This is a genomic window from Agrococcus phoenicis, assembly GCF_047302415.1.
Lineage (GTDB): Bacteria > Actinomycetota > Actinomycetes > Actinomycetales > Microbacteriaceae > Agrococcus.
Map to the genome: position 1 here is coordinate 1,043,849 of NZ_CP154854.1, position 21,258 is coordinate 1,065,106.

A 21,258-nucleotide genomic window follows, 5' to 3' on the forward strand; every position below is an offset into this window, starting at 1 on the left:
TCGAGGGAGGGGCTGCCGATGGATGCGGTGACGGGCTGGGTGCAGGTCGTGTGGCAGGGCATCACCGCCATCGGCATCGTCGCCTTCGCGATCTCCGGCGCGCTGCTCGCGACGCAGAAGCGCATGGACATCGTCGGCATGGCGGGGCTCGCGGTGGTGACGGCGACCGGTGGCGGCATGACGCGCGACCTGCTGATCGGCGCCACGCCCGTCGCGGCGCTGACGCACTGGTGGATGCTCGCCGCGGCGCTCGGCGGTGCCCTGCTCGTCTTCCTCCTGCATCGCTGGATGGAGCGGCTCGACAAGCCCGTGCTCGTCTTCGACGCCATCGGGCTCGGGGTCTTCGTCGTCGAGGGCGCGAGCAAGGCGATGGAGCACGATGTCGGCCCCGTCGGCGCTGCCTTCGTCGGCATGCTCACGGGCATCGGCGGCGGCGTGCTGCGCGATGTGCTCGCGAACGAGATCCCCGCGGTCTTCCGACGAGAATCCCGGCTCTACCTGCTGCCGGCGCTCGTCGGCTCGAGCGCCACCGCGGCCGTGATCGCGCTCGGCGTCGGGCACTGGCTCGTGCTGGTCGGCATCGCGGCACTCGTGTGCGCGCTGCGCATCGCGAGCGAGCTGCTGCGCTGGCGCGTGCCTGCGGTGAGGACCGAGGCGATCAGGATCGTCCGCGACTGAGGCGGGCCGCGCAGCCGGTGCGGCTCAGCGCAGGTCGAGGATGTCGTCCTCCACGTCGGCGTCGGTGCGACGCACGCGCTGCGGGCGCTGGACGGGGGAGGCCGAGCGCAGCTCCTCGCGCATGCCCCAGCCGACCGCTGCGAAGCCTCCGAGCGCGAACACGAACCACTGCAGCGTGTACGACAGGTGCGGGCCCTCGTCGAGCACCGGCCGCGCGGCGACGGCGACATCTGCGGGTGCGCCACCGCCCTCGCTCACCAGCAGGCCGTAGGCGCCGGTGTAGGTCTCGCCGCCGACGCCCGCCTCGCGGAGCGAGTCGGCGATGGACGGGAGGTCGACGGACGCGATCTGGCCCTCGGGCGCGCCCCGTCCGGCGATCTGGCCCTCATTGGGCCGCAGTCGGGCGACGACGGTGGTGGGGCCGACGGGCGTGTCGGGATCCGTGACCGGCCGCTCGGCCCCGGAGGCCTGGAGGATCCAGCCTCGGTCGATGACGAAGACGGAGCCGTCGGCGGTGCGGAAGGGCACGACGACGTTGAAGCCCACATCGCTGCCTCGCCAGCGGCCACGCAGCAGCAGCTGCGCATCCACGAGGTACTCGCCCTCGAGCTCGACCGGCGTCCACTGCTGATCGGGGTCGAACGCGCCGGGCTCTGGCAGCACCTGCTCGAGCGGCGCCGCCTCGCGGTCGTAGTTCGCCTCGAGCCGATCGATCGCCGTCAGCGCCGTCTCGCGACGATCCCACTGCCACATGCCGAGCAGGCAGCAGACGACGGCGAACACGACGGCAAGGGCGATGGAGCCGAGCCACCGAGGCTCGCGGAGCAGGCGCAGCATCAGCCGACCCGCTCGACCGTCTCGCCGAAGGCGGTGACCGTGGTCGGGAACCCGCGGGACGCGAGCCACGCGGCGAGCGACTCGCGGTGCGCATCGCACGCTGCCCACGTCTTCACCCTGTCGACCGCGTGGATGCGCGGGTTGCGCCAGTGGATGGCGTGCGCCGCATCGGCCGCGCACCCCGCGGACGAGCACGGCGCCGTCGCCTGGCCTCCGCCGAGCATCGAGAGCAGGCTCACGGCCAGGTCCCTGGCTGGGTGGGGGCCGAGGGTCCGGGCGCAGCCGTCCCAGGCGCGCTCGCGCCCGGCGCTTCCGGCGATCGAGCGGACCCCGGCGGCAGCGCGTTGGGCGCCTCGATGCCCTCTGGCCGCTGTTGGCCGGGCACGCTGCCGATGACGACGGCGAAGTAGGGGATGAAGACCGCGAAGAACGCGGGGATCAGCTTCCACCAGTCGGGCACGATGAAGAAGATGCCGAGGCAGGCGATCCGCACGAGCATCAGCACGAAGTACAGGCGGAATCGCCGCTGACGCTCCTCGTCAGGCGACTCGGGGAGGTCGGTGAGCGAACCGGCACTCTCTCGAGAGCCGCGCTTCCGAGCTCTGTCGTTCCGGGTTCTGTGCTCTCGCATGGCTCTCACGATCCTACGCCCGGGCGCCCACGCCATCGCTGTGCCCCAGCGATGGATCGCGCCGTAGGCTTGCAGCCATGACCTCTCGCACCGTGCTCGTCACCGGCGGCAACCGCGGCATCGGCCGCGCGATCGCCCAGTCCTTCCTCGACGCCGGCCACAGGGTCGCGATCACCTCCCGCGACGGTTCCGGCCCCGAGGGCGCGCTGGCGGTCGCCGCCGATGTGACCGACAGCGCCTCCATCGACGCCGCGTTCACCGCAGTCGAGGCGGAGCTCGGCCCGGTCGAGGTCGTGGTGGCCAACGCCGGGATCACGCGCGACACGCTGCTGATGCGCATGAGCGAGCAGGACTTCTCGGAGGTGGTGGACACGAACCTCACCGGCGCCTTCCGCGTCGCGCAGCGCGCGTCCAAGGGCATGCTGCGCGCCAAGTGGGGTCGCGTCGTGCTCATCTCCAGCGTCGTCGGCCTCTACGGCGGGCCCGGCCAGGTGAACTACTCCGCGTCGAAGGCCGGCCTCGTCGGCATCGCCCGCTCCATCACGCGCGAGCTGGGAGCGCGCGGCATCACCGCGAACGTCGTCGCGCCCGGCTTCATCGAGACGGACATGACCGCCGAGCTCGACGAGGCCACGCAGGCCGAGTACCGGAAGGCGATCCCTGCCGGCCGCTACGCCTCGCCCGCGGAGGTCGCGGACGTCGTGCGCTGGATCGCGAGCGACGAGGCCGCCTACATCTCCGGCGCCGTCATCCCGGTCGACGGCGGCCTCGGCATGGGCCACTGACGGCTCCACCGGAGCGCTCGGAGACCACCGTGGAGTCGCGCCACCTCAGCGTCGTCATCCAACGCGATGCCGCGGACGTCTGGGCGTTCGCGGGCAGCGATGCGCACCTGCCCGAGTGGGCAGCGGGCCTCGCCGTCGGCGGGCTGCGGCGCGAGGGCGACGAGCTCGTCGTCGACTCGCCGATGGGGGAGGTGCGGGTGCGCTTCGCGCCGCCCAACGACCTCGGCGTGCTGGACCACGACGTGACCCTGCCCGGAGGCGCGGTCGTGCACAACCCGCTGCGCGTGCTCGCGCACCCGCAGGGCTCCGAGGTCGTCTTCACGCTGCGACGCCTCGAGGGCGTGAGCGAAGCGGACTTCGAGGCGGATGCGCGGGCAGTGGCCGCGGATCTCCAGCGGCTCAGGGCGCTGCTGGAGGACTAGCGGGGCTACCAGCGCAGCGCGGCGCCGGGCAGCAGCGGCAGGATCTCGCGGAAGTCGGGCACGTCGACGACGTGGCTCGCCCGCTCGCGCACGAGCTGCTTCGCGCAGAACGCCACCGAGATGCCGGCTGCTCCCATCATCAGCAGGTCGTTCGCGCCATCGCCGATCGCCATCACGTGCTCGCGCGGCACACCGAGGTTCAACCGCAGGGCCTCGAGCGTGTCGCGCTTCGCCGCGCCATCGATGACGGGCCCGCTCGAGCGGCCCGTCAGGCGCCCCTCCGCCACCTCCAGCCGGTTGGCGCGCGCGTGATCGATGCCGAGTGAGGCCGCCAGCGGGTCCAGCACCTCGTGGAAGCCGCCGGAGACAGCGGCGATCACCCCGCCGCGCTCGTGGACCTCGCTGATGAGCTCCGGCACGCCATCGGTGACGGTGATCTGCGCGCGGGCCTCGTCGATGACCGAGACCGGGAGCCCCTCCAGGATCAGCAGTCGCGCCGCGAGCGACGCGGCGAAGTCGAGCTCGCCGCGCATCGCGCGCTCGGTGACCTCGGCGACGTGCCGCTCAGCGTCGGGCCCGACCGCGCGCGCGAGCACCTCGATGACCTCGTCGCGGATGAGCGTCGAGTCGACGTCGGTGACGACCAGCAGCGATGCGGCCGTCACAGCGTGATCTTCGTGCCCTTCGGCACCGTGACGATGCCGGAGGCGGAGACCGAGAGGCCGCGGGCGCGATCGAGGTCGTGGTCGACGCCGACGTGCACGCCGGGGCCGAGCTCGACGTCCTTGTCGATGATGGCGCGGCGCACGACCGCGCCGGCGCCCACGTGCACGTGGTCGAACAGGATCGCGTCGGAGACGGTCGCTCCGGCGTCCACGACGCACCACGGCGCGACGACGCTGCGCACGATCGACGCGCCCTGCACGACCGAGCCGGAGCCGACGATCGCCTCGTTCACGTCGGCGGCACGACCCCACGCATCCCGGGTGAACTTCGCCGGCGGCGCGTTCACGATCTGCGTGTAGATGGGCCACTCGCGGTTGTAGAGGTTGAAGATCGGCAGTGCCGAGATGAGGTCCATGTGCGCGTCGAAGAACGACTCGATCGTGCCGACGTCGCGCCAGTAGTACTTGTCGCGCTCCGTCGCACCGGGCACGGTGTTGTTCTTCAGGTCGTACATCGCGGCCTCGCCGCGCTCGACGAACCACGGGATGATGTCGCCGCCCATGTCGTTGCCCGAGTCCTCGAGCTCGTTGTCGGCGGTCACCGCCTCGACGAGCGCGTCGGCGTCGAAGACGTAGTTGCCCATCGAGGCGAGCACCTCGCCCGGCCCGACGACGAGGTCGGATGCGTCGGCCGGCTTCTCGTGGAAGGCGCGGATGAAGCCCGGCTTCTCGTCGTCCTCCTCGATGACGCCGAACTGGTTGGCGAGCTCGAGCGGCTGTCGGATGCCCGCGACGGTCGCCCGCGCCCCGGAGGCGATGTGCGCCTCGATCATGTCGCGGAAGTCCATCCGGTAGACGTGGTCGGCGCCGACCACGGCGACGATGTCGGGCTTCTCGTCGACGAGCAGGTTGAGCGACTGGAAGATGGCGTCGGCCGAGCCCTGGAACCAGCGCTTGCCGGTGCGCTGCTGCGCCGGCACCGAGGCGACGTAGGAGTTCAGCATGTTCGACATGCGCCACACCTGCGAGACGTGACGGTCGAGCGAGTGCGACTTGTACTGCGTCAGCACCACGATCTGCCGCAGCCCCGAGTTGATGAGGTTCGAGATCGCGAAGTCGATCAGCCGGTACGAGCCGCCGAAGGGCACCGCCGGCTTGGCGCGGTCCGCGGTGAGCGGCATCAGCCGCTTCCCCTCGCCGCCAGCGAGCACGATGCCGAAGACCTTCTTGTCCATGGCCATCACCCTAGGGGGCGGGGCTGATCGTCCGCCGCAGATCCCGCGACCGTGTCGGGGCGGCTCGCGTACTGTGATGCCATGCGCGTCGATCTGGTCACCAAGGAGTACCCGCCCGCCGTCTACGGAGGCGCTGGCGTCCACGTCACCGAGCTCGTGAAGGCGCTGCGGCGCTCGATCGAGGTGCAGGTGCGGTGCTTCGGGGAGCCGCGCGACGCGGAGGACACGACCGCGTACGACGTGCCGGATGCCCTGCGGTCGGCGAACGGCGCGCTGCAGACGATCGCGGTCGACCTGCAGATCGCGGACGCGGTCGCCGGGACCGACGTCGTCCACTCGCACACCTGGTACGCCAACGAGGCCGGCAGGCTCGCGCAGGAGCTGCACGGCGTGCCCCACGTCGTCACCGCGCACTCCCTGGAGCCGCTGCGGCCCTGGAAGGCCGAGCAGCTCGCGGGGGGCTACCGCATCTCCAGCGACATCGAGCGGCGGGCGTACGAGGCTGCCGATCGCGTCATCGCCGTCTCGAACGGGATGCGCGCCGACATCCTGCGCTCCTACCCCTCCCTCGATCCCGAGCGGGTCGTCACGATCTACAACGGCATCGACCTGGAGTCCTGGGCGCCGAACCCCGACGCCGACCGCGCGCGCGAGCTGGGGCTGGATCCCGCGCACCCGTCGGTGGTCTTCGTCGGTCGCATCACGCGCCAGAAGGGCCTGCCGCACCTCCTGCGCGCCGCCCGCGCTCTGCCGGAGGACGTGCAGCTCATCCTGTGCGCCGGCGCACCGGACACGCCGGAGATCATGGCTGAGGTCAAGGCGCTCGTCGCCGAGCTGCAGGAGACCCGCGAGGGCGTGGTCTGGATCGACGAGGTGCTGCCGCGCGAGGACCTCTGCGCGCTGCTCACCCACGCGACGGCCTTCGTCTGCCCGAGCGTCTACGAGCCGCTCGGCATCGTGAACCTCGAGGCGATGGCGTGCGGCGCCCCCGTCGTCGGCAGCGGCACCGGCGGCATCCCCGAGGTCATCGACGACGGGGTCACCGGCTTCGTCGTCCCGATCGACCAGGTGCAGGACGGCACGGGCGCCCCGACCGATCCTGCGCGCTACGAGGCCGACCTCGCCGACGCGCTCACGCGCATGGTCGCCGACCCCGAGGCGGCGCGACGGATGGGCGAGGCCGGCCGCGAGCGCGCGCGCACACACTTCGACTGGGGCCGGATCGCCGAGCAGACGCACGAGCTGTACGCCACGGTCATCGCCGAGCGCGGCGCGGCACGCTGACCCCGCGCGCTCGGTAGGCTCGCACCCATGGCCAGCGTCCTCGAGCTCACCGACGTCTCCTTCATCAGGAACGGCACCCGCATCCTCGACTCGGTCTCCTGGACGGTGGACGAGGCTGACCGCTGGGTGATCCTGGGGCCGAACGGCGCCGGCAAGTCGACGATCCTGCAGCTCGCCGCGGCGAGCACGCACCCGAGCTCCGGCACGGTCGAGGTGCTGGGGGAGCGCGTCGGCACGGTCGACGTCTTCGAGCTGCGCACCCGGATCGGGCTCGCGGCGACCAACCTCGCGAGGCGCATCCCGGCCCAGGAGCGCGTCGGGGACGTGGTGCTGACCGCCGCCTACGCCGTCACGGGCCGCTGGCGCGAGCGCTACGAGTCGTTCGACCTCGAGCGGGCGGCAGAGGTGATGGACGCCTGGGACCTCTCTGCCCTGTCGACCCGCACCTTCGGCACGCTCTCCGACGGCGAGCGGAAGCGCGTGCAGATCGCGCGCGCCGTCATGACCGACCCCGAGCTGATGCTGCTCGACGAGCCCGCGGGCAGCCTCGACCTGGGTGCGCGCGAGTCGCTCCTCGAGTCGCTCGCCGACTACGCCTCGAGCGAGCTGGCACCCGCGATCGTCATGGTGACGCACCACGTCGAGGAGATCCCGCCGGGCTTCACGCACGCGATGCTGCTCGCCGACGGGCGCATCACCGCGGCCGGCCCGCTGGCCGAGGTGCTCACCGACCAGCACCTGAGCGACACCTTCGGCCTGCCGCTGCAGGTGCGCCACGAAGCGGGCCGCTGGAGCGCCCGCGCGAAGCGCTGACCTGATACAATCGTCTGTCGGCCCGCACGTTGGCCGAAGACTTCCGCGCCCGAGCGAATCCAAGGATGACGATGAAGACCGAGACCCACCCCGACTACCAGACGATCGTGTTCCGTGACCTCGCCTCGGGCGAGACCTTCCTCACGCGCTCGACGCTGAAGAGCGACAAGACGATCGAGCTCGACGGTGAGACCTACCCGGTGCTCGACGTCGAGATCTCGAGCGCCTCGCACCCGTTCTACACGGGCAAGCAGCGCATCATGGACTCGGCCGGCCGCGTCGAGAAGTTCAAGAACCGCTACAAGGGCTTCGGCGGCTGATCCCGCTGCTTCCGCGAAGGGCGCCCGGCTTCGGCTGGGCGCCCTTCGTCGTGCGATCTGCCCAGAGCTCCACCCGCGGCCCGAGACGGGCCACGGCGCTGGGGTCGCGGCAGAGACCCGAAAGGGTCTCTGCTCAGAGCTCCACCCGTGGCCCGAGACGGGCCACGGCGCTGGGGTCGCGGCAGAGACCCGAAAGGGTCTCTGCTCAGAGCTCCACCCGTGTCCCGAGACGGGCCACGGCGCTGGGGTCGCGGCAGAGACCCGAAAGGGTCTCTGCTCAGAGCTCCACCCGTGTCCCGAGACGGGCCACGGCGCTGGGGTCGCGGCAGAGACCCGAAAGGGTCTCTGCTCAGAGCTCCACCGCGCGCAGCGGCCAGCCACGACCGGCGCTGAAGTCGGGGTCGGTGCGGCGGCGGAACGCCTCGAAGTCGGCGGCCTGCTCGTCTGCCCAGGCGGCGGTCATGTCGTGGAGGGAGATCGGGTCGATGCGCAGCTCGGGGAACCTCGCCGCCATCGCCTGCGCGACGCGGCCCGCGGCGATCGCGTCGGCGCTCGCGTCGTGGGCGTCGAGCAGCTCGACGCCGTAGACCTCCGTCGCGACCTGCAGGGTGCGCTTCCCCTTGCGGAAGCGGTCGAGCCGACGGTCGAGCACCATCGGGTCGATGACCGGCCGCGCATGCAGCGGCTCGTGGCCGTGGCGTCGGCACTCCGCGTCGAGCAGCGAGATGTCGTAGGCGGCGTTGAAGGCGCAGACCGCCAGCCCCTGCGCGAGGTAGCCGGCGAGCACGTCGCGGATCTCGCAGACCGAGCCGCGGGCGTCGGCGCCCTCTGCCCTGGCTCGCTCGTTCGTGATGCCGTGGATCGCGATCGAGCCCTCGGGGATCTCGATGCCCGGGTCGATGATCCAGCTGCGCTCCTCGACGACCGCGCCCGAGGCGTCCAGCACGCCCACGTAGGCGGTGACGATGCGGGCCTCGCTCGGGTCGACGCCGGTCGTCTCCAGGTCGAACACCACCAGCCGGTCGATCCAGCGATCGGGGGCATCGGCGCTCACCGCCAGGATGGGGCGGTGGAGCGGGCGATGCGTCTGCGTCTCGGCCATGCCGCCACGCTAGCCGTGGCCGCCCACGGCCGCGGGTAGGCTCGGCGGGTGGCTGAGGATCATGGGGGCGGAGCGCGCCGGCGTCGGCGCGCGGGCGCACGCGGGCCCATCGCGTCGCCCTACCGCGCGCTGCTCGAGGCGCTGCCGCAGCGGGAGCGCGAGCTCGACGTCGACGGCGTGCGCACCGCCGTCTTCGAGTACGGTCCCGCGGACGGTCAGACCATCGTGCTCGTGCACGGGTTCCGCGGCGACCACCACGGCCTCGAACCGATCGCGGCGCACCTGCCCGGCTTCCGCGTCGTCGTGCCCGACCTCCCCGGCTTCGGAGCATCCGACGCGCTGGCGCACGCGACCATCGGCGCCTACGCGGCATGGCTGCGCGCGCTCCTGCGCTCGGTGACCGCGGACGGCGCGCAGCAGCCGACGGTGCTCGGCCACTCGTTCGGCTCGATCGTCGTCGCCCACGCAGCCGCGGGCGACGACGACGCGTCGAACCCCGGCGACGCAGCAGGGATCGTCCGCGCGCGCATCGTGCTCGTCAACCCGATCGCCACGCCAGCCCTCGCCGGAGCCAACCGCCTCGGCTCCCTCCTGGCGCTCGGCTACTACCGCGCTGCCGCCGCCCTGCCGGAGGCCGCCGGCCTCGCGGTGCTCGGCGCCCCGCCGATCGTGCGCGGCATGAGCGCCTTCATGGCGAAGACGAGGGACGCCGAGCTGCAGCGCTGGATCCACGACCAGCACGACCGCTACTTCTCCCGCTACGCCTCTCGCCGGGCGGTGCTCGAGGCATTCGAGGCCTCCATCCGCCACACCGTGGGCGAAGTGGCCCCGCGCATCGCGCAGCCCGTGCAGCTCATCGCCGCCGACCGCGACGACATCACCCCGCTCGCGCACCAGCACCGCCTGCGCTCGCTGTTCCCCGACGCGCGCCTGTCGGTGCTCACGGGCGTCGGCCACCTCGTGCACTACGAGCAGCCGCGGGAGGCGGCGGCCGTCATCCGTCGCTTCGTCGCCGAGCCCGACCGCCCCTCCGGGCCGCGCGCAGGCGAGCGCTAGCCGTGCGCATCCTCTTCGACTGCCGCTACGTGCGGTTCCCGCGACACGACGGCATCTCGCGCTTCTCGGCCGCGCTCGTCGCCGGCCTCGCGCGCGACCACGACGTGACGATGCTCGTGAGCGACGAGCGGCAGCTGGGGATGCTGCCGCCCCTGCCGCACGTGCTCGGCCCCTCGCCGACCGGCCCGCTCGAGCCGCTGACGTCGTGGCGCCTGCGGCACGTGCCCGCGGACGTCGCCTACTCGCCGATGCAGACCATCGGCTCCACCGGCCGCGCCTGGCCGCTCGTGACCACCGTGCACGACCTCATCTACTACCGCCACCCGACACCGCCGCGCGACCTCCCGGCGCCGGTACGAGCGCTGTGGCGGCTCTACCACCGATCGTTCGGGCCCCAGCGGCTGCTGCTGAACGCCGTCGACGGCGTCGTCACCATCAGCGAGACCACCCGCGCGCTCATCGCGCAGCATCGCCTCACCCGGCGCCCTGTCGCGATCGTGCCCAACGCCGCCGAGGCCTTCGGCGCCCCGGTCGACCACGAGCACCCGCCGACCAAGCGGCTCGTCTACATGGGCTCGTTCATGCCCTACAAGGATGTCGAGACCCTCGTGCGCGCCGCCGCGCTGCTGCCCGAGCACGAGCTGCACCTGTGCAGCCGCGTCGACGCAGCGACCCGCGACCGGCTGACGCGGCTCGCGGGCGGCGCATCCGTCGTCTTCCACGACGGCGTCAGCGACGCGGAGTACGCAGCGCTCCTGCGCGGCGCGACCGCGCTCGTGCACGCCTCCCGCGAGGAGGGCTTCGGCATCCCGCTGCTCGAGGCCATGGCGCTGGGCGTGCCGGTCGTGGTGGCCGACACCGCGATCTTCCGCGAGGTGGGCGGTGCTGCGGCGATGCTGTTCGAGGCGGGCGATGCGGATGCGCTGGCGCGCGCCGTGCGCACCCTGGAGGGGGAGTGGGCAGCCAGGTCGCGCGCCTCGAGGCAGCAGGCCGCGCGCTTCAGCTGGCGCGACTCCGCCGAGCGCCTCGGCGCGTTCCTCGCGCAGGTCGCGGCGGCAGCGCCGCGCCGCTAGGTCGAGGGGCCGTCGAGCCCCGCCGCTCAGAAGGGCGCGATCAGCGCGTCGGCGATCGCCGTCAGCGTCTCGCTCGTGCCGCCCTCGACGCGCGCGGCCGATCGCGCGTCCCACTTCGTCGCGCCGCGGTTGACGATCACGATGGGCACGCCCTCGCGGCGCGCCACCTCGAGCAGCCGCGTGCCGGAGTTCACCACCAGCGACGACCCGGCGACGAGCACCACCTCGCCGGCGGCGATCACGTCGCGCGCGGCGGCGAACACCTTCGGCGGCACGAGCTCCCCGAAGAAGACCACATCGGGCTTCAGCATGCCCCCGCACACCGGGCACGCCGGCACCTCGAAGCGCTGCGCCGCGTCGATCTCGACGTCGCCGTCTGGCTGCAGTCGCACCTGCTCCGGCACCACGATCCAGGGGTTCCGCCGCTCGATGTCCTCGGCGATGCGCTCGCGGTCGTAGGTGCGGCCGCAGTCGAGGCAGGAGACCGTGTGCATGCGCCCGTGCACGTGCACGACCTCGCGCGAGCCGGAGCGCTCGTGCAGGTCGTCGACGTTCTGCGTCGCGATGCCGGTGATGAGCCCCGCCTGCTCGAGCCGGGCGAGCGCTCGGTGGCCGTCGTTGGGGTGCACCGAGGTGAAGCGGCGCCAGCCGAGGTGGCTCCCCGCCCAGTAGCGCCGGCGAGCATCCTCACTGGTGCGGAACGCCTCGAACACCATCGGGGTGCGTCGCGGCGCACCCTCACCGCGGTAGTCGGGGATGCCGGAGTCGGTCGAGATGCCGGCGCCCGTCAGCACCGCGATGCGGCGCCCCCTGAGCAGATCGATCGCTGTGTCGAGCACAGGTGCGAGCCTAGTGCGCCGGTAGCCTCGACACCGATGCCGGGGCGGCCGGTGGCGGGGGAGCAGCGCATGCGGATCATCAGGATCGACACCCTCGACGACCCTCGGCTCGAGGACTACGTGGGGCTCACCGACGTCGCGCTGCGGCGCCGCACCGAGCCCGAGCGCGGGCTCTACATCGCCGAGTCGCAGACCGTGCTCGAGCGCGCGCTGCGCGCCGGCCACCGCCCGCGGTCGGTGCTCGTCGCGCCGCGGTGGCTGCCGCAGGTGGAGGCGATCCTCTCCCAGACGCTCCCCGCTGACGACGCGCTCCCGGTCTTCGTCGGGGAGGAGCCGGTGCTCGAGCAGCTGACCGGCTTCCACCTCCATCGCGGCGCGCTGGCGGCGATGCAGCGGCCGGTGCTGCCGGATGCATCGGCGCTGCTCGCGCAGGCGCGTCGCGTCGTGGTGCTCGACGGACTGGTCGACCACACGAACGTCGGCGCCGCGTTCCGCTCCGTCGCCGCCATCGGCGCCGATGCCGTGCTCGTGACGACCACGTGCGCCGACCCGCTCTACCGCCGCAGCGTGCGGGTCTCCATGGGCACGGTGCTGCAGGTGCCGTGGACCCGCATCGACTCGATCGAGGCCGCAGCACCGGTGTTCCGCGAGGCGGGCTTCGAGACGGTCGCGATGGCGCTGCGCGACGACGCGGTCGACCTCGCCGACTACGCCAGGGCGCCCGCCGAGCGCGTCGCCCTGCTCTTCGGCTCCGAGGGTCCGGGCCTCGGTCGCCGCGCGCTCGCCTCCGCCGACCGGGTGGTGCGGATCCCGATGCACCACGGGGTCGACTCGCTCAACGTCGCGGCATCCGCCGCCGTCGCGATGTGGGCGCTGCGGGGCGAGGGATGACGACCGCCGTCACGGCCGCCTCGCAGCGCCGTCGCCGCACGCACCCGCTCATCGTCCTGATCCGATGGCTCGTCGTGCTGGTGCTCGTCGTGGCCGTCGTGGCCGCGACCGCCATCGCCTTCGCGCCCGCACCGCGCGTCGGGGCCACGACGCTGCCGCTGCCCGAGCCCTCTGGCGAGCCGGTCTCGGCGACCTGGCCGGAGGGGACCGCGCGCGCAGCGGGCTTCGCGGCCGTGGGCGTCGACGACTCGGCGCAGGCCTGGGGGGAGTCCGGGGCCGTGCCGATGGCGAGCCTCACGAAGCTCGTCACGGCGCTCGTCGTGCTCGAGGCGCACCCGCTGAGCGGCGACGACCGCGGTGCGGAGATCACGCTGGGCCGCGCCGACATCAACGCGCTCGGCGCAGCGGTCGCCGAGGCCGCGCCCACGGTGCCGGTCTTCGACGGCATGGTGGTCTCCCAGCGCGATCTGCTCGAGTGGTCGCTCGTGGACTCGGCCGGCAACGCCAGCTGGTCGCTCGCGCACTGGGCCTTCGGCTCCATCGAGGGCTTCGTCTCCGCGGCGGACGACTGGGCGCAGCGCAACGGCCTGGAGACCGTGGTCGTGGCCGATCCCGCAGGGCTCGAGCGCGAGAGCCGCGCGAGCGCCGCCGATGTGGTCGAGCTGGGCCTCCTCGCCGTCGCCCATCCCGTCGTGCTCGAGACGATCGGCATGGCTCGCGTCGACGTGCCCGGCGGCAGCGCTGCCACCACGAACCCGATCCTCGGGCAGGGGTTCATCGACGGCGGCAAGACCGGCACGCTGTTCGCCTCGGGCCGCAACCTGCTCGTCACGGCCGAGCGCGCCATCGAGGGCGAGCCTCGACGGATCGTCGCGGTCGTGCTGGGCGTGGAGGCGCAGGACGACCTGAGCGCCGCCACGCTCGCGCTCGTCGACAGCCTGTGGGACGACTTCGGCACGACGGAGCTGCTGCCGGCCGGCACGCGCGCGATCGAGTACCGCGCTCCCTGGGGCGCGGTCGCCCACGCATCCACCGAGGCGCCGCTGACGACCGACGCGTTCGGGCCGCACCTGCCTGCCGCCTCGCTCGAGCTGCAGGGCGACGGCACGATCGAGGTCGGCGGGGCGCGCGGCGAGGTGGCGGCCGTGCGCGTCACCGACGCCGCCGGCGACGTGACGCAGGTCCCCGTGCGCACCGAGGGGATGCTCGCCGGGCCCGACCTCGGATGGCGCTTCGCGCATCCGACCGACGTGCTCGGCTGGTACCTGGACTAGGGCGCCGAGGGCGGCGCCACAGGGGCCGGCGCCGGTCGCTTCGGAGAGATCGCGTCGCCGGAGGACTGCCGCCGGAGCCGACGCACCACCCACGGCGCGAGGTGCTCGCGGGCCCAGTGCAGATCCTCCATGCGCACCTGCTGCCGGGTGCGCGGCGGCAGCGGTTCGGGCTCCATCGGGGTCAGCTGGTGCTGCACCCCGAGCGCGTCGAGCACGAGGATCGCGATCGCGTGGTGCCCGTAGGGCGAGAAGTGCAGCCGATCGGGCGCCCACATCTGCGGCTGCTGGAGGTGCCTCGCCGACCACATGTCGGCCATGACCGCGCCGTGCTTCGCCGCCACGCCGAACAGGTTCGCGTTGTAGATGCCGACCTTGCCTCGGATCGAGCGGAGCACCGGCGTCATCGCGATGTCGGGGCCGTTGAACAGGACGACCTGCGCACCGCTCGCGCGCAGCCTCCCGACGATCGCGTCGAGCCGGGCGGCGAGGGCATCGGGGTCGCCGCCCGGTCGGATCAGGTCGTTGCCGCCCGCCGAGATCGTCACGAGGTCGGGAGCCAGCGCGATGGCGGTGTCGAGCTGCTCCGCCTCGATCTGCGCCAGCAGCCGCCCGCGGATCGCGAGGTTGGCGTACTCGAAGTCGGGGCGCGTGCGGGCGAGCTCCTCCGCCACCCGGTCGGCCCAGCCGCGCACGCCGTTGGGCAGGTCCGGCTCCTCGTCGCCGACGCCCTCCGTGAAGCTGTCGCCGAGCGCGACGTAGCGCGTGAACGGGTGCTCCATGCCCGGGTGGGCCTGCGCGATCGGCGCTCCGAGGGCGGGCTCTGCCGGGGCGGGCGCTGCGCCGGCGGGCGCTGCTGCGTGCTGAGGGTCGGGATGGTCCTGCATGCCCCCATCCTGCCCTGCGGTGGCGTGTGGGAGCCACATGGGACGATGGATCCGTGAGCAAGCAGGACGGGTCGAACCGGCTGGTCTCCGGCCCGGAGGTCGACGACTCGACCGCGACGATCCTGCACGTCGACCTCGATGCCTTCTTCGCATCCGCATCGCTGCTCGCACGGCCGGATCTCGTCGGGCGGCCGGTCGTGATCGGGCACGACTCGAGCCGTTCCGTCGTCACCGCCGCGACCTACGAGGCCCGCAAGTACGGCGTGCACTCGGCCATGCCCATGGCGCGCGCGCTGCGGCTCTGCCCGAGCGCCGTGATCCTCGAGCCCGACTTCTCGCTCTACTCGCGGCTCTCGAAGCAGGTCATGGCGATCCTCGACGACACCTCGCCGGAGGTCGAGCGGCTCGGGATCGACGAGGCCTTCGTGGGCATCGGCGGGCTCCGCCGCATCTCGGGCGGTGCGAACCGCATCGGCGCGGCGCTCCGCGCGCGCATCCGCCGCGAGACCGGGCTGGTCGCCTCGGTCGGCGCCGCGAGCACGAAGTACGTCGCGAAGCTGGCATCCTCGCGCGCGAAGCCCGACGGCCTGCTCGTGGTGCCGGCCGACGGCGTGATCGGCTTCCTGCACCCGCAGCCCGTGTCGGCGCTGTGGGGGGTGGGGCCGAAGCAGCAGGAGCGGCTCGCCCGCTACGGCCTCCACACCATCGCCGATGTCGCGCACACCTCCGAGGAGCGGCTGAGCGCGTGGTTCGGCGAGGCGACCGGCAGGCACCTCGCGGCGCTCGCCTGGGGGCGGGACCCGCGCGCGGTCGAGGAGCGCGAGCACGAGAAGTCCTTCGGGCACAACCACACGTTCTCCCGCGACATCACCGACCGCTCCGAGCAGCAGGGCGAGATCCTGCGGCTCGCGACGGGCGTCGGCCGTCGCCTGCGCGACGCGGGCGTGCAGGCTCGCACGATCACCCTCACGGTGCGCTTCCACGACTTCAGGACCATCACGCGCTCGCGCACGCTGGCAGAGGCCACCGACGTCACGCGCGTGATCGTCGAGACGGCCTGGTCGCTGCTCGAGCAGCTGGGGGAGATGCCGCCCGTGCGACTCCTGGGAGTGCGGGCCAGCGCGGTGCAGGATGCCGCCGACCACGGGCTCCTGTGGGACGACAGCGAGACGTGGGGGAGCGCCGAGCGGGCGATGGACGCGGTGCACGACCGCTTCGGGGCGGCGACCGTCATGCCCGCGAGCATGCTCCGCCGCGAGCGCAAGCGCGACGACGCCGGGCCGTCCGGCGGCGACTGACGCCCCGCCGCTCCACCGCGGCGAGGCGGCGGACAGGGATCAGGCAGGCAGGATCAGCGGCGCCCGAGCCAGCGCTCGACGGGGATCGAGCCCTGCTGGTTCGGCGTGAGGATCCAGATGATGGCGTAGGCGCCCCACCCCACCACCGGGAGGGCGAACAGCAGCAGCGTCAGCAGTCGCACGAGCCACACGTTGAGGTTCAGGTGCCGTGCGAGGGCGCCGCAGATGCCGCCGAGCAGGCGTGCGGGACCGCGGCGGAAGCCGCTCGAGCGGATGGCGTTGAAGATCGACATGCGCCAACGCTAGCCGCGAGACCTGGGCACTCACCCGGGGATCGGCCGCGCTCCGCCGGTCAGGAGCGGGAGTCTCCGAGCCGCGCGAGGCCGAGGACGAGCAGAGGCCCGGAGCTGCTGCTCCGGGCCTCTCACTGTGCGCGAGGGGGGACTTGAACCCCCACGCCCTAATACGGGCACTAGCACCTCAAGCTAGCGCGTCTGCCATTTCCGCCACCCGCGCAAGGTGTCGGACCACTTGGTGGACCAAGAGAAGACGTTACCACGACCCCGAGGCCCGCGACGACCACCAGCGGCCCACTAGCCTTGGCAGGTGACCGATGGACTCACCCGCACTGCGCGCATCGCCAGGGACCTCATCCGCTTCGACACCCAGAACTGGGGCGGCGGTCGCTCGAGCGGCGAGGCCGATGCCGCGGCGTACGTCGCCGACGTGCTGGCGTCGATGGGCGTCGAGAGCCAGACCTTCGAGTCGGCGCCCGGCCGCGCGAGCGTCGTTGCGCGCGTGGAGGGCGAGGATGCGAGCCTGCCGCTGCTCGTCGTGCACGGCCACCTCGACGTCGTGCCGGCGGACGCCTCCGAGTGGAGCGTCGACCCCTTCGCCGGGGAGATCCGCGACGGCCTGCTGTGGGGTCGCGGCGCGGTCGACATGAAGCAGATGGACGCGATGATCCTGGTCGCGCTCGAGCGGATCCTGGCCAGCGGCCGCAAGCCGCGACGGGGCCTCGTGCTCGCGTTCTTCGCCGACGAGGAGGCGGGCGGGGCCTACGGCGCCCAGTGGCTCGTCCAGCACCACCCCGAGCTCTTCGCCGGCGCCACCGAGGCCATCAGCGAGGTCGGCGGCTACTCCATCGACGTCGCCGGGCAGCGTGCGTACCTGCTGCAGACGGCCGAGAAGGCGCTGCAGTGGATCCTGCTGCGCGCTCGCGGCACCGCGGCCCACGGCTCGCAGCACATGCGCGACAACGCCGTGACGAAGCTCGCGCGCGCGGTCGCGGCTGTCGGCGCGCACGAGTTCCCGGTCGAGCTGACCGACACCACTCGGGGGCTCATCGACGGCATCGCTGCGATGCTCGACGTCGAGGCCGAGGATCCCGATGCGGTGGCGGAGCAGACGGGCACGGTCTCGCGATTCCTGCGCTCGAGCCTGCGCCACACGGCCAACCCGACGATGCTCGACGCCGGCTACAAGCACAACGTCATCCCCTCGGTCGCGGAGGCGCGCATCGACGTGCGCCCGCTGCCGGGCCGCGAGGCGGAGGCGATCGACGCGATCCGCGCGCTCGTCGGCGACGACATCGAGGTCGAGCTCGTGCACGGCGACATCGGTCTCGAGCATCCCTTCGGCGGCGAGCTGGTGGAGGCGATGACGGCCGCGATCGGCCGGCACGACCCCGGGGCTCCCGTGCTGCCCTACATGCTCTCCGGCGGCACCGACAACAAGTCGCTCGCCGCGCTGGGCATCGCGGGCTACGGGTTCGCGCCGCTGCGGCTCACGCCCGATCTCGACTTCGCGGCGATGTTCCACGGTGTCGACGAGCGCGTGCCGCTCGACGCCCTCGAGTTCGGCACCGACGTGCTCGAAGACCTGCTGCTGACCTACTGAGGATCTCTTCCACCATGGACTGGCTGATCGCGATCATCCTCGGTGCGCTCCAGGGCGCCACCGAGTTCCTGCCCGTCTCCTCGAGCGCGCACCTGCGCATCGCGGGCCTGTTCCTCCCGGGCGCCGAGGATCCGGGTGCCACCTTCACCGCCATCACGCAGATCGGCACCGAGCTGGCGGTCGTGATCTTCTTCTGGAAGGACATCACCCGCATCATCGGGAAGTGGTTCCAGCAGTTCTCCGGCAAGGTCGATCGCCGCGACCCCGACGTCAAGATGGGCTGGCTCGTGATCCTCGGCACCATCCCGATCGTCATCGCGGGCGTGCTGTTCCAGGACCTCATCCGCGACCAGCTCCGCAGCCTCTGGATCACGGCGACCGTGCTGATCGTCTTCGGCATCATCCTCGGCCTCGCCGACATGCTCGGCCGGCGCGTGCACACCCTCGAGACCACCACCTACCGGCACGGCCTGCTCATCGGCCTCGCCCAGGTGCTCTCCTTGATCCCCGGCGTCTCGCGCTCGGGCGCCACCGTGACCATGGGTCGGGTGCTCGGCTACGAGCGACCCGCCGCGGCGAAGTACGCCTTCTTCCTCGCCGTGCCCGCCGTCTTCGGCGCCGGCATCTACGAGACCGCGCAGGCGCTCAGCGAGCCCTCCGCGATCGGGCTCGGCTGGGGCCCGACGATCCTCGCCACGCTCGTGGCCTTCGCCGTCGGGCTCGCGGTCATCAAGTGGCTGATGGATTGGATCTCGCGCCGCAGCTTCCTGCCCTTCGTGGTCTACCGCATCGCGCTCGGCGCGCTCCTGCTCATCGCGCTGAGCGCCGGCTGGATCGAGGCCCTCTGATGCGCAGCTGGGAGCGCGCGAGCGTGCCCTCGCTCGCCGAGCTCGGCCTCGGCCGGGGCGAGGCGCCGAGCGTGCACGACGTGCGCACCGATGCGCGCGCGGTGCTGCCGCAGGGACCCGCCGCATCCATGTACACCTGCGGCATCACGCCCTACGACGCGACGCACATCGGCCACGCCTTCACCTACCTCGCCTTCGACACGCTGACGCGCGTGTGGCTCGACGCCGGCATCGACGTGCGCACGGCGATGAACTCGACCGACGTCGACGATCCGCTGCTCGAGCGCGCTGCGCGCGACGGCGTCGACTGGCGAGAGCTCGCCGAGCGCCAGCAGCAGCTGTTCCGCGGCGACATGGAGGCACTGCGGATCCTGCCGCCGGACTCCTGGGTGGCCGTGACGGAGCGCATCGAGCCGATCGCGGAGGCGGTCGAGCGGATGCTGCGGACGGGCGACGCCTACCGGGTCGAGACGCCAGGAGCCGAGGGCGACGACGTGCTCTTCGACACGACGCGGCAGCGCCGCTTCGCCGTCGGCGAGGGCAGCAGGACGGATGCCGCGCAGATGCTCGAGCTGACGCGCGAGTTCGGGGGAGACCCGGATCGGCCGGGGAAGCGCTCGCCGCTCGATCCGCTGCTGTGGCGCGCGGCGCGGCCGGGGGAGCCGGCCTGGGAGTCGCCGGTGGGTCGCGGTCGGCCCGGCTGGCACGTCGAGTGCACGGTGATCGCGATGGAGGAGCTCGGAGCGCCGTTCACGGTGGCCGCGGGCGGGCGCGATCTGCGGTTCCCGCACCAGGAGCTGCAGGGTCACCACGCCGTGGCGCTCGGCGCGAGCCTCTTCAGCCAGGCCCGCCTGAACGCGGGGCTCGTGGCGTTCCAGGGCGAGAAGATGTCGAAGTCGCTCGGCAACCTCGTGCTGGTGTCGCGACTGCTCGAGGAGGGCGCCCGACCTGCTGCCATCCGGCTGGCGCTGCTCGCGCACCACTGGCGCGACGACTGGGAGTGGTTCGCGCGCGACCTGGAGGACGCCGAGGCGCGGCTCGATCGCTGGATCGCGTGGTCGCGGGTGCCGGACGACGACCCCTCGCTCTCGGAGTCGATCGTGCCGTGGCTGCGGGTCACGCTGCAGGACGACCTGAACACGCCTGCGGCGCTGCAGGCCGTCGACGCCTTCGCGCTGCGCGCGCCGGCCGACGAGGGCAGCCTCGCGGCGATCGACGCCCTGCTCGGCATCGACCTGCGCGGGATCGAGCCCCGCTCGGCCTAGACCGGCGGAGCGTCGTCCCGGGGCGTGTCGTCGTCTCCGGGCGCGTCGTCGCCGTCGGGCTCGTCGTGCCGGTGCGCGTCGTGGGGCGATCCGGCATCCGGCGCGCCCGCGTCCGCGCCCGGCGCGTCGTCGACGGGCGATTCGGTGCCGGCGTCAGGCGCCGAGAGCGGGGGAGCGGCAGCGGCTCGCCCGCCCTGGCGGGGCTTGCCGTTCTGGTCGCGCAGGAAGCGCTCGAACTCGTGGGCGATCGCCTCGCCGGAGGCCTCCGGGCTCTCGACGGCGTCGCGCTGCTCCTCGAGCTTGCCGATGTAGGCGCGCATGTCGTCGTCTCGCTCGGTGATCTCGTCGATCCCGCGCTCCCACTCGCCGGCCTGCTCGGGGAGGTCGCCGAGCGGGATGGTGACGTCGAGCATCTCGGAGAGCCGGTCGAGCAGCGCGACGACGGCTTTCGGGGCGGGCGCGTTGTGCACGTAGTGCGGCACCGACGCCCACAGCGACGCGGTGTGGATGCCAGCCTCCTGCGCGAGCAGGGCGAGCACGCTCATGATCCCCGTGGGGCCCTCGTACTCGCTCTGGAGCACCCCGAGCCTCGCCTGCAGCGGCGGGCTGTCGCTCGTGGTGGTCGTGGCGATGGGCCGGGTGTGGGGCACGTCGGCGAGCATCGAGCCGACGAAGACGATCGCCTCGATCTCGCACCCGCGGGCGATCTCCATGAACTCGGCGGCGAACGCCGTCCAGTTGCGGCTGGGCTCCGCGCCGACGAGCGCGAAGACCTCGCCCTCGTTGCCGGTCGAGACGTCGAAGCCGGCATCCTCCGCCAGCGAGGTCTTCGCGGAGGGCCGCGTGGGTGCGTAGGCGATGGTGGCAGGCCACTGCAGCGCGCGGGTGCCGTCGTCGAGCGTGCGCACGACCGGGCGGTGCACGCCGAAGTCGACGAACTCATCGGGCTCGATCTCGTCGAAGGCCTCGAGCCCGCACGCCTCGATCAGCCGCTTCACGGCACTGCTGGAGGCATCCCCGGCATCGGTCCAGCCCTCGAACGCGACGACCATGGTGCGGCCCTCGATCGGTCCTCGTGCCACTCGCGGCACCTCCTCACGTCGAAGGCCCACTCTACGTCCCCCGGAGCGGTACGTCCCCCGAAGCGGCACGCCTCCCG

At 72.7% G+C, this 21,258-nt stretch carries 24 protein-coding genes and 1 tRNA gene; 14 read left to right on the top strand and 11 right to left on the bottom strand.

The features are described from left to right. The first annotated feature begins 18 nt into the window (after window positions 1–18). Complete coding sequence (locus tag AA0Z99_RS05015) at window positions 19–678, top strand: trimeric intracellular cation channel family protein (RefSeq protein WP_413320038.1); 660 nt, start codon at window positions 19–21, stop codon at window positions 676–678. Between the two features lie 24 nt (window positions 679–702). Here AA0Z99_RS05015 and AA0Z99_RS05020 read toward each other — a convergent pair whose 3' ends face one another. Genes AA0Z99_RS05020 through AA0Z99_RS05030 form a run of 3 tightly spaced genes read right to left on the bottom strand, consistent with a single transcriptional unit; the run spans window position 703 to window position 2,182 of the window. Beyond that, complete coding sequence (locus AA0Z99_RS05020; RefSeq protein WP_413320040.1) at window positions 703–1,515, bottom strand: SURF1 family protein; 813 nt, start codon at window positions 1,513–1,515, stop codon at window positions 703–705. Beyond that, window positions 1,515–1,754 carry a hypothetical protein gene (locus AA0Z99_RS05025; protein ID WP_413320042.1) on the bottom strand — a complete coding sequence of 80 codons (240 nt, stop codon included), beginning with the start codon at window positions 1,752–1,754 and terminating at the stop codon, window positions 1,515–1,517. The genes AA0Z99_RS05020 and AA0Z99_RS05025 overlap by 1 nt, the downstream gene beginning before the upstream one ends. Further along, window positions 1,751–2,182 carry a DUF3099 domain-containing protein gene (locus AA0Z99_RS05030; protein WP_413320044.1) on the bottom strand — a complete coding sequence of 144 codons (432 nt, stop codon included), beginning with the start codon at window positions 2,180–2,182 and terminating at the stop codon, window positions 1,751–1,753. Before AA0Z99_RS05030 ends, AA0Z99_RS05025 begins: the two co-directional genes overlap by 4 nt. A gap of 41 nt (window positions 2,183–2,223) precedes the next feature. Here AA0Z99_RS05030 and fabG point away from each other — a divergent pair, with 41 nt between their 5' ends. Both fabG and AA0Z99_RS05040 read left to right on the top strand, forming a co-directional pair. Next, the gene (gene fabG, locus AA0Z99_RS05035) at window positions 2,224–2,931 is read left to right on the top strand and encodes a 3-oxoacyl-ACP reductase FabG (protein WP_413320046.1); all 708 of its coding nucleotides are present in this window, start codon (window positions 2,224–2,226) and stop codon (window positions 2,929–2,931) included. Between the two features lie 29 nt (window positions 2,932–2,960). Beyond that, on the top strand, window positions 2,961–3,353 hold the full coding sequence (locus AA0Z99_RS05040; RefSeq protein WP_413320048.1) for an SRPBCC family protein: 393 nt from the start codon (window positions 2,961–2,963) through the stop codon (window positions 3,351–3,353). Window positions 3,354–3,358: 5 nt separating this feature from the next. On the opposite strand, the gene serB is transcribed toward AA0Z99_RS05040, so the two are convergent. Together serB and glgC are read right to left on the bottom strand one after the other, a co-directional pair. Then, window positions 3,359–4,018: a phosphoserine phosphatase SerB gene (gene serB / locus AA0Z99_RS05045; protein ID WP_413320050.1), complete on the bottom strand. Its 660-nt coding sequence runs from the start codon at window positions 4,016–4,018 to the stop codon at window positions 3,359–3,361. Then, window positions 4,015–5,259 (bottom strand): glucose-1-phosphate adenylyltransferase, encoded by a 1,245-nt coding sequence (glgC, locus tag AA0Z99_RS05050; protein WP_413320052.1) that lies wholly within the window; start codon window positions 5,257–5,259, stop codon window positions 4,015–4,017. Before glgC ends, serB begins: the two co-directional genes overlap by 4 nt. 75 nt (window positions 5,260–5,334) lie before the next feature. Here glgC and glgA point away from each other — a divergent pair, with 75 nt between their 5' ends. The 3 genes from glgA (at window position 5,335) to AA0Z99_RS05065 (ending at window position 7,670) form a co-directional block, all read left to right on the top strand. Next, a complete protein-coding gene (gene glgA / locus AA0Z99_RS05055) occupies window positions 5,335–6,537 on the top strand; it encodes a glycogen synthase (RefSeq protein WP_413320054.1) in 1,203 nt (400 codons plus the stop codon). Window positions 6,538–6,564: 27 nt separating this feature from the next. After that, on the top strand, window positions 6,565–7,350 hold the full coding sequence (locus tag AA0Z99_RS05060; protein WP_413320056.1) for an ABC transporter ATP-binding protein: 786 nt from the start codon (window positions 6,565–6,567) through the stop codon (window positions 7,348–7,350). 71 nt (window positions 7,351–7,421) lie between these two features. After that, window positions 7,422–7,670 (top strand): type B 50S ribosomal protein L31, encoded by a 249-nt coding sequence (locus AA0Z99_RS05065; RefSeq protein WP_072313512.1) that lies wholly within the window; start codon window positions 7,422–7,424, stop codon window positions 7,668–7,670. Between the two features lie 349 nt (window positions 7,671–8,019). Here the strand turns inward: AA0Z99_RS05065 and AA0Z99_RS05070 are convergent, their stop codons facing one another. Beyond that, window positions 8,020–8,772: an exonuclease domain-containing protein gene (locus AA0Z99_RS05070; RefSeq protein ID WP_413320058.1), complete on the bottom strand. Its 753-nt coding sequence runs from the start codon at window positions 8,770–8,772 to the stop codon at window positions 8,020–8,022. A gap of 48 nt (window positions 8,773–8,820) precedes the next feature. Here AA0Z99_RS05070 and AA0Z99_RS05075 point away from each other — a divergent pair, with 48 nt between their 5' ends. Both AA0Z99_RS05075 and AA0Z99_RS05080 read left to right on the top strand, forming a co-directional pair. Further along, window positions 8,821–9,828, top strand: coding sequence for an alpha/beta fold hydrolase (locus tag AA0Z99_RS05075; protein WP_413320060.1), 1,008 nt, complete (start codon window positions 8,821–8,823; stop codon window positions 9,826–9,828). 2 nt (window positions 9,829–9,830) lie between these two features. After that, window positions 9,831–10,901 carry a glycosyltransferase family 4 protein gene (locus tag AA0Z99_RS05080; RefSeq protein WP_413320063.1) on the top strand — a complete coding sequence of 357 codons (1,071 nt, stop codon included), beginning with the start codon at window positions 9,831–9,833 and terminating at the stop codon, window positions 10,899–10,901. Between the two features lie 26 nt (window positions 10,902–10,927). Here the strand turns inward: AA0Z99_RS05080 and AA0Z99_RS05085 are convergent, their stop codons facing one another. After that, entirely contained in the window at window positions 10,928–11,740 is an 813-nt protein-coding gene (locus tag AA0Z99_RS05085) for a Sir2 family NAD-dependent protein deacetylase (RefSeq protein WP_413320064.1), read from the bottom strand. 69 nt (window positions 11,741–11,809) lie between these two features. Between AA0Z99_RS05085 and AA0Z99_RS05090 the strand changes: the two genes are divergently transcribed. Both AA0Z99_RS05090 and AA0Z99_RS05095 read left to right on the top strand, forming a co-directional pair. Further along, window positions 11,810–12,631: a TrmH family RNA methyltransferase gene (locus tag AA0Z99_RS05090; protein ID WP_413320066.1), complete on the top strand. Its 822-nt coding sequence runs from the start codon at window positions 11,810–11,812 to the stop codon at window positions 12,629–12,631. Beyond that, on the top strand, window positions 12,628–13,905 hold the full coding sequence (locus tag AA0Z99_RS05095) for a D-alanyl-D-alanine carboxypeptidase family protein (RefSeq protein WP_413320068.1): 1,278 nt from the start codon (window positions 12,628–12,630) through the stop codon (window positions 13,903–13,905). The genes AA0Z99_RS05090 and AA0Z99_RS05095 overlap by 4 nt, the downstream gene beginning before the upstream one ends. Here the strand turns inward: AA0Z99_RS05095 and AA0Z99_RS05100 are convergent. Next, on the bottom strand, window positions 13,902–14,684 hold the full coding sequence (locus AA0Z99_RS05100) for an SGNH/GDSL hydrolase family protein (RefSeq protein WP_413320778.1): 783 nt from the start codon (window positions 14,682–14,684) through the stop codon (window positions 13,902–13,904). The two genes, AA0Z99_RS05095 and AA0Z99_RS05100, sit on opposite strands and share 4 nt — an antisense overlap. A gap of 158 nt (window positions 14,685–14,842) precedes the next feature. Here AA0Z99_RS05100 and dinB point away from each other — a divergent pair, with 158 nt between their 5' ends. Next, on the top strand, window positions 14,843–16,087 hold the full coding sequence (dinB, locus tag AA0Z99_RS05105) for a DNA polymerase IV (protein WP_413320070.1): 1,245 nt from the start codon (window positions 14,843–14,845) through the stop codon (window positions 16,085–16,087). Between the two features lie 53 nt (window positions 16,088–16,140). Here dinB and AA0Z99_RS05110 read toward each other — a convergent pair whose 3' ends face one another. Together AA0Z99_RS05110 and AA0Z99_RS05115 are read right to left on the bottom strand one after the other, a co-directional pair. Then, the gene (locus AA0Z99_RS05110) at window positions 16,141–16,380 is read right to left on the bottom strand and encodes a PspC domain-containing protein (protein ID WP_413320072.1); all 240 of its coding nucleotides are present in this window, start codon (window positions 16,378–16,380) and stop codon (window positions 16,141–16,143) included. Between the two features lie 137 nt (window positions 16,381–16,517). After that, a tRNA-Leu gene (locus AA0Z99_RS05115) sits at window positions 16,518–16,603 on the bottom strand. Window positions 16,604–16,693: 90 nt separating this feature from the next. Here AA0Z99_RS05115 and AA0Z99_RS05120 point away from each other — a divergent pair. The 3 genes from AA0Z99_RS05120 to AA0Z99_RS05130 are packed head-to-tail and all read left to right on the top strand — an operon-like array spanning window position 16,694 to window position 20,099. Continuing rightward, window positions 16,694–17,986, top strand: a complete 1,293-nt coding sequence (locus tag AA0Z99_RS05120; protein ID WP_413320074.1) for a M20/M25/M40 family metallo-hydrolase — start codon at window positions 16,694–16,696, stop codon at window positions 17,984–17,986. Window positions 17,987–18,000: 14 nt separating this feature from the next. After that, window positions 18,001–18,834 carry an undecaprenyl-diphosphate phosphatase gene (locus tag AA0Z99_RS05125; RefSeq protein ID WP_413320076.1) on the top strand — a complete coding sequence of 278 codons (834 nt, stop codon included), beginning with the start codon at window positions 18,001–18,003 and terminating at the stop codon, window positions 18,832–18,834. Continuing rightward, a complete protein-coding gene (locus tag AA0Z99_RS05130) occupies window positions 18,834–20,099 on the top strand; it encodes a cysteine--1-D-myo-inosityl 2-amino-2-deoxy-alpha-D-glucopyranoside ligase (protein WP_413320078.1) in 1,266 nt (421 codons plus the stop codon). The genes AA0Z99_RS05125 and AA0Z99_RS05130 overlap by 1 nt, the downstream gene beginning before the upstream one ends. On the opposite strand, the gene AA0Z99_RS05135 is transcribed toward AA0Z99_RS05130, so the two are convergent. After that, a complete protein-coding gene (locus tag AA0Z99_RS05135; RefSeq protein ID WP_413320080.1) occupies window positions 20,096–21,181 on the bottom strand; it encodes a PAC2 family protein in 1,086 nt (361 codons plus the stop codon). The two genes, AA0Z99_RS05130 and AA0Z99_RS05135, sit on opposite strands and share 4 nt — an antisense overlap. Window positions 21,182–21,258 lie beyond the last annotated feature (77 nt).

Coding starts and splice junctions, on each gene's coding strand:
- glgC (WP_413320052.1), bottom strand. CDS start 5,259: ATGGCCATGGACAAGAAGGTCTTCGGCATCGTGCTCGCTGGCGGCGAG.
- AA0Z99_RS05015 (WP_413320038.1), top strand. CDS start 19: ATGGATGCGGTGACGGGCTGGGTGCAGGTCGTGTGGCAGGGCATCACC.
- AA0Z99_RS05070 (WP_413320058.1), bottom strand. CDS start 8,772: ATGGCCGAGACGCAGACGCATCGCCCGCTCCACCGCCCCATCCTGGCG.
- fabG (WP_413320046.1), top strand. CDS start 2,224: ATGACCTCTCGCACCGTGCTCGTCACCGGCGGCAACCGCGGCATCGGC.
- AA0Z99_RS05095 (WP_413320068.1), top strand. CDS start 12,628: ATGACGACCGCCGTCACGGCCGCCTCGCAGCGCCGTCGCCGCACGCAC.
- AA0Z99_RS05060 (WP_413320056.1), top strand. CDS start 6,565: ATGGCCAGCGTCCTCGAGCTCACCGACGTCTCCTTCATCAGGAACGGC.
- AA0Z99_RS05110 (WP_413320072.1), bottom strand. CDS start 16,380: ATGTCGATCTTCAACGCCATCCGCTCGAGCGGCTTCCGCCGCGGTCCC.
- AA0Z99_RS05065 (WP_072313512.1), top strand. CDS start 7,422: ATGAAGACCGAGACCCACCCCGACTACCAGACGATCGTGTTCCGTGAC.
- glgA (WP_413320054.1), top strand. CDS start 5,335: ATGCGCGTCGATCTGGTCACCAAGGAGTACCCGCCCGCCGTCTACGGA.
- AA0Z99_RS05125 (WP_413320076.1), top strand. CDS start 18,001: ATGGACTGGCTGATCGCGATCATCCTCGGTGCGCTCCAGGGCGCCACC.
- AA0Z99_RS05130 (WP_413320078.1), top strand. CDS start 18,834: ATGCGCAGCTGGGAGCGCGCGAGCGTGCCCTCGCTCGCCGAGCTCGGC.
- AA0Z99_RS05020 (WP_413320040.1), bottom strand. CDS start 1,515: ATGCTGCGCCTGCTCCGCGAGCCTCGGTGGCTCGGCTCCATCGCCCTT.
- AA0Z99_RS05030 (WP_413320044.1), bottom strand. CDS start 2,182: ATGGCGTGGGCGCCCGGGCGTAGGATCGTGAGAGCCATGCGAGAGCAC.
- AA0Z99_RS05090 (WP_413320066.1), top strand. CDS start 11,810: ATGCGGATCATCAGGATCGACACCCTCGACGACCCTCGGCTCGAGGAC.
- AA0Z99_RS05100 (WP_413320778.1), bottom strand. CDS start 14,684: ATGGAGCACCCGTTCACGCGCTACGTCGCGCTCGGCGACAGCTTCACG.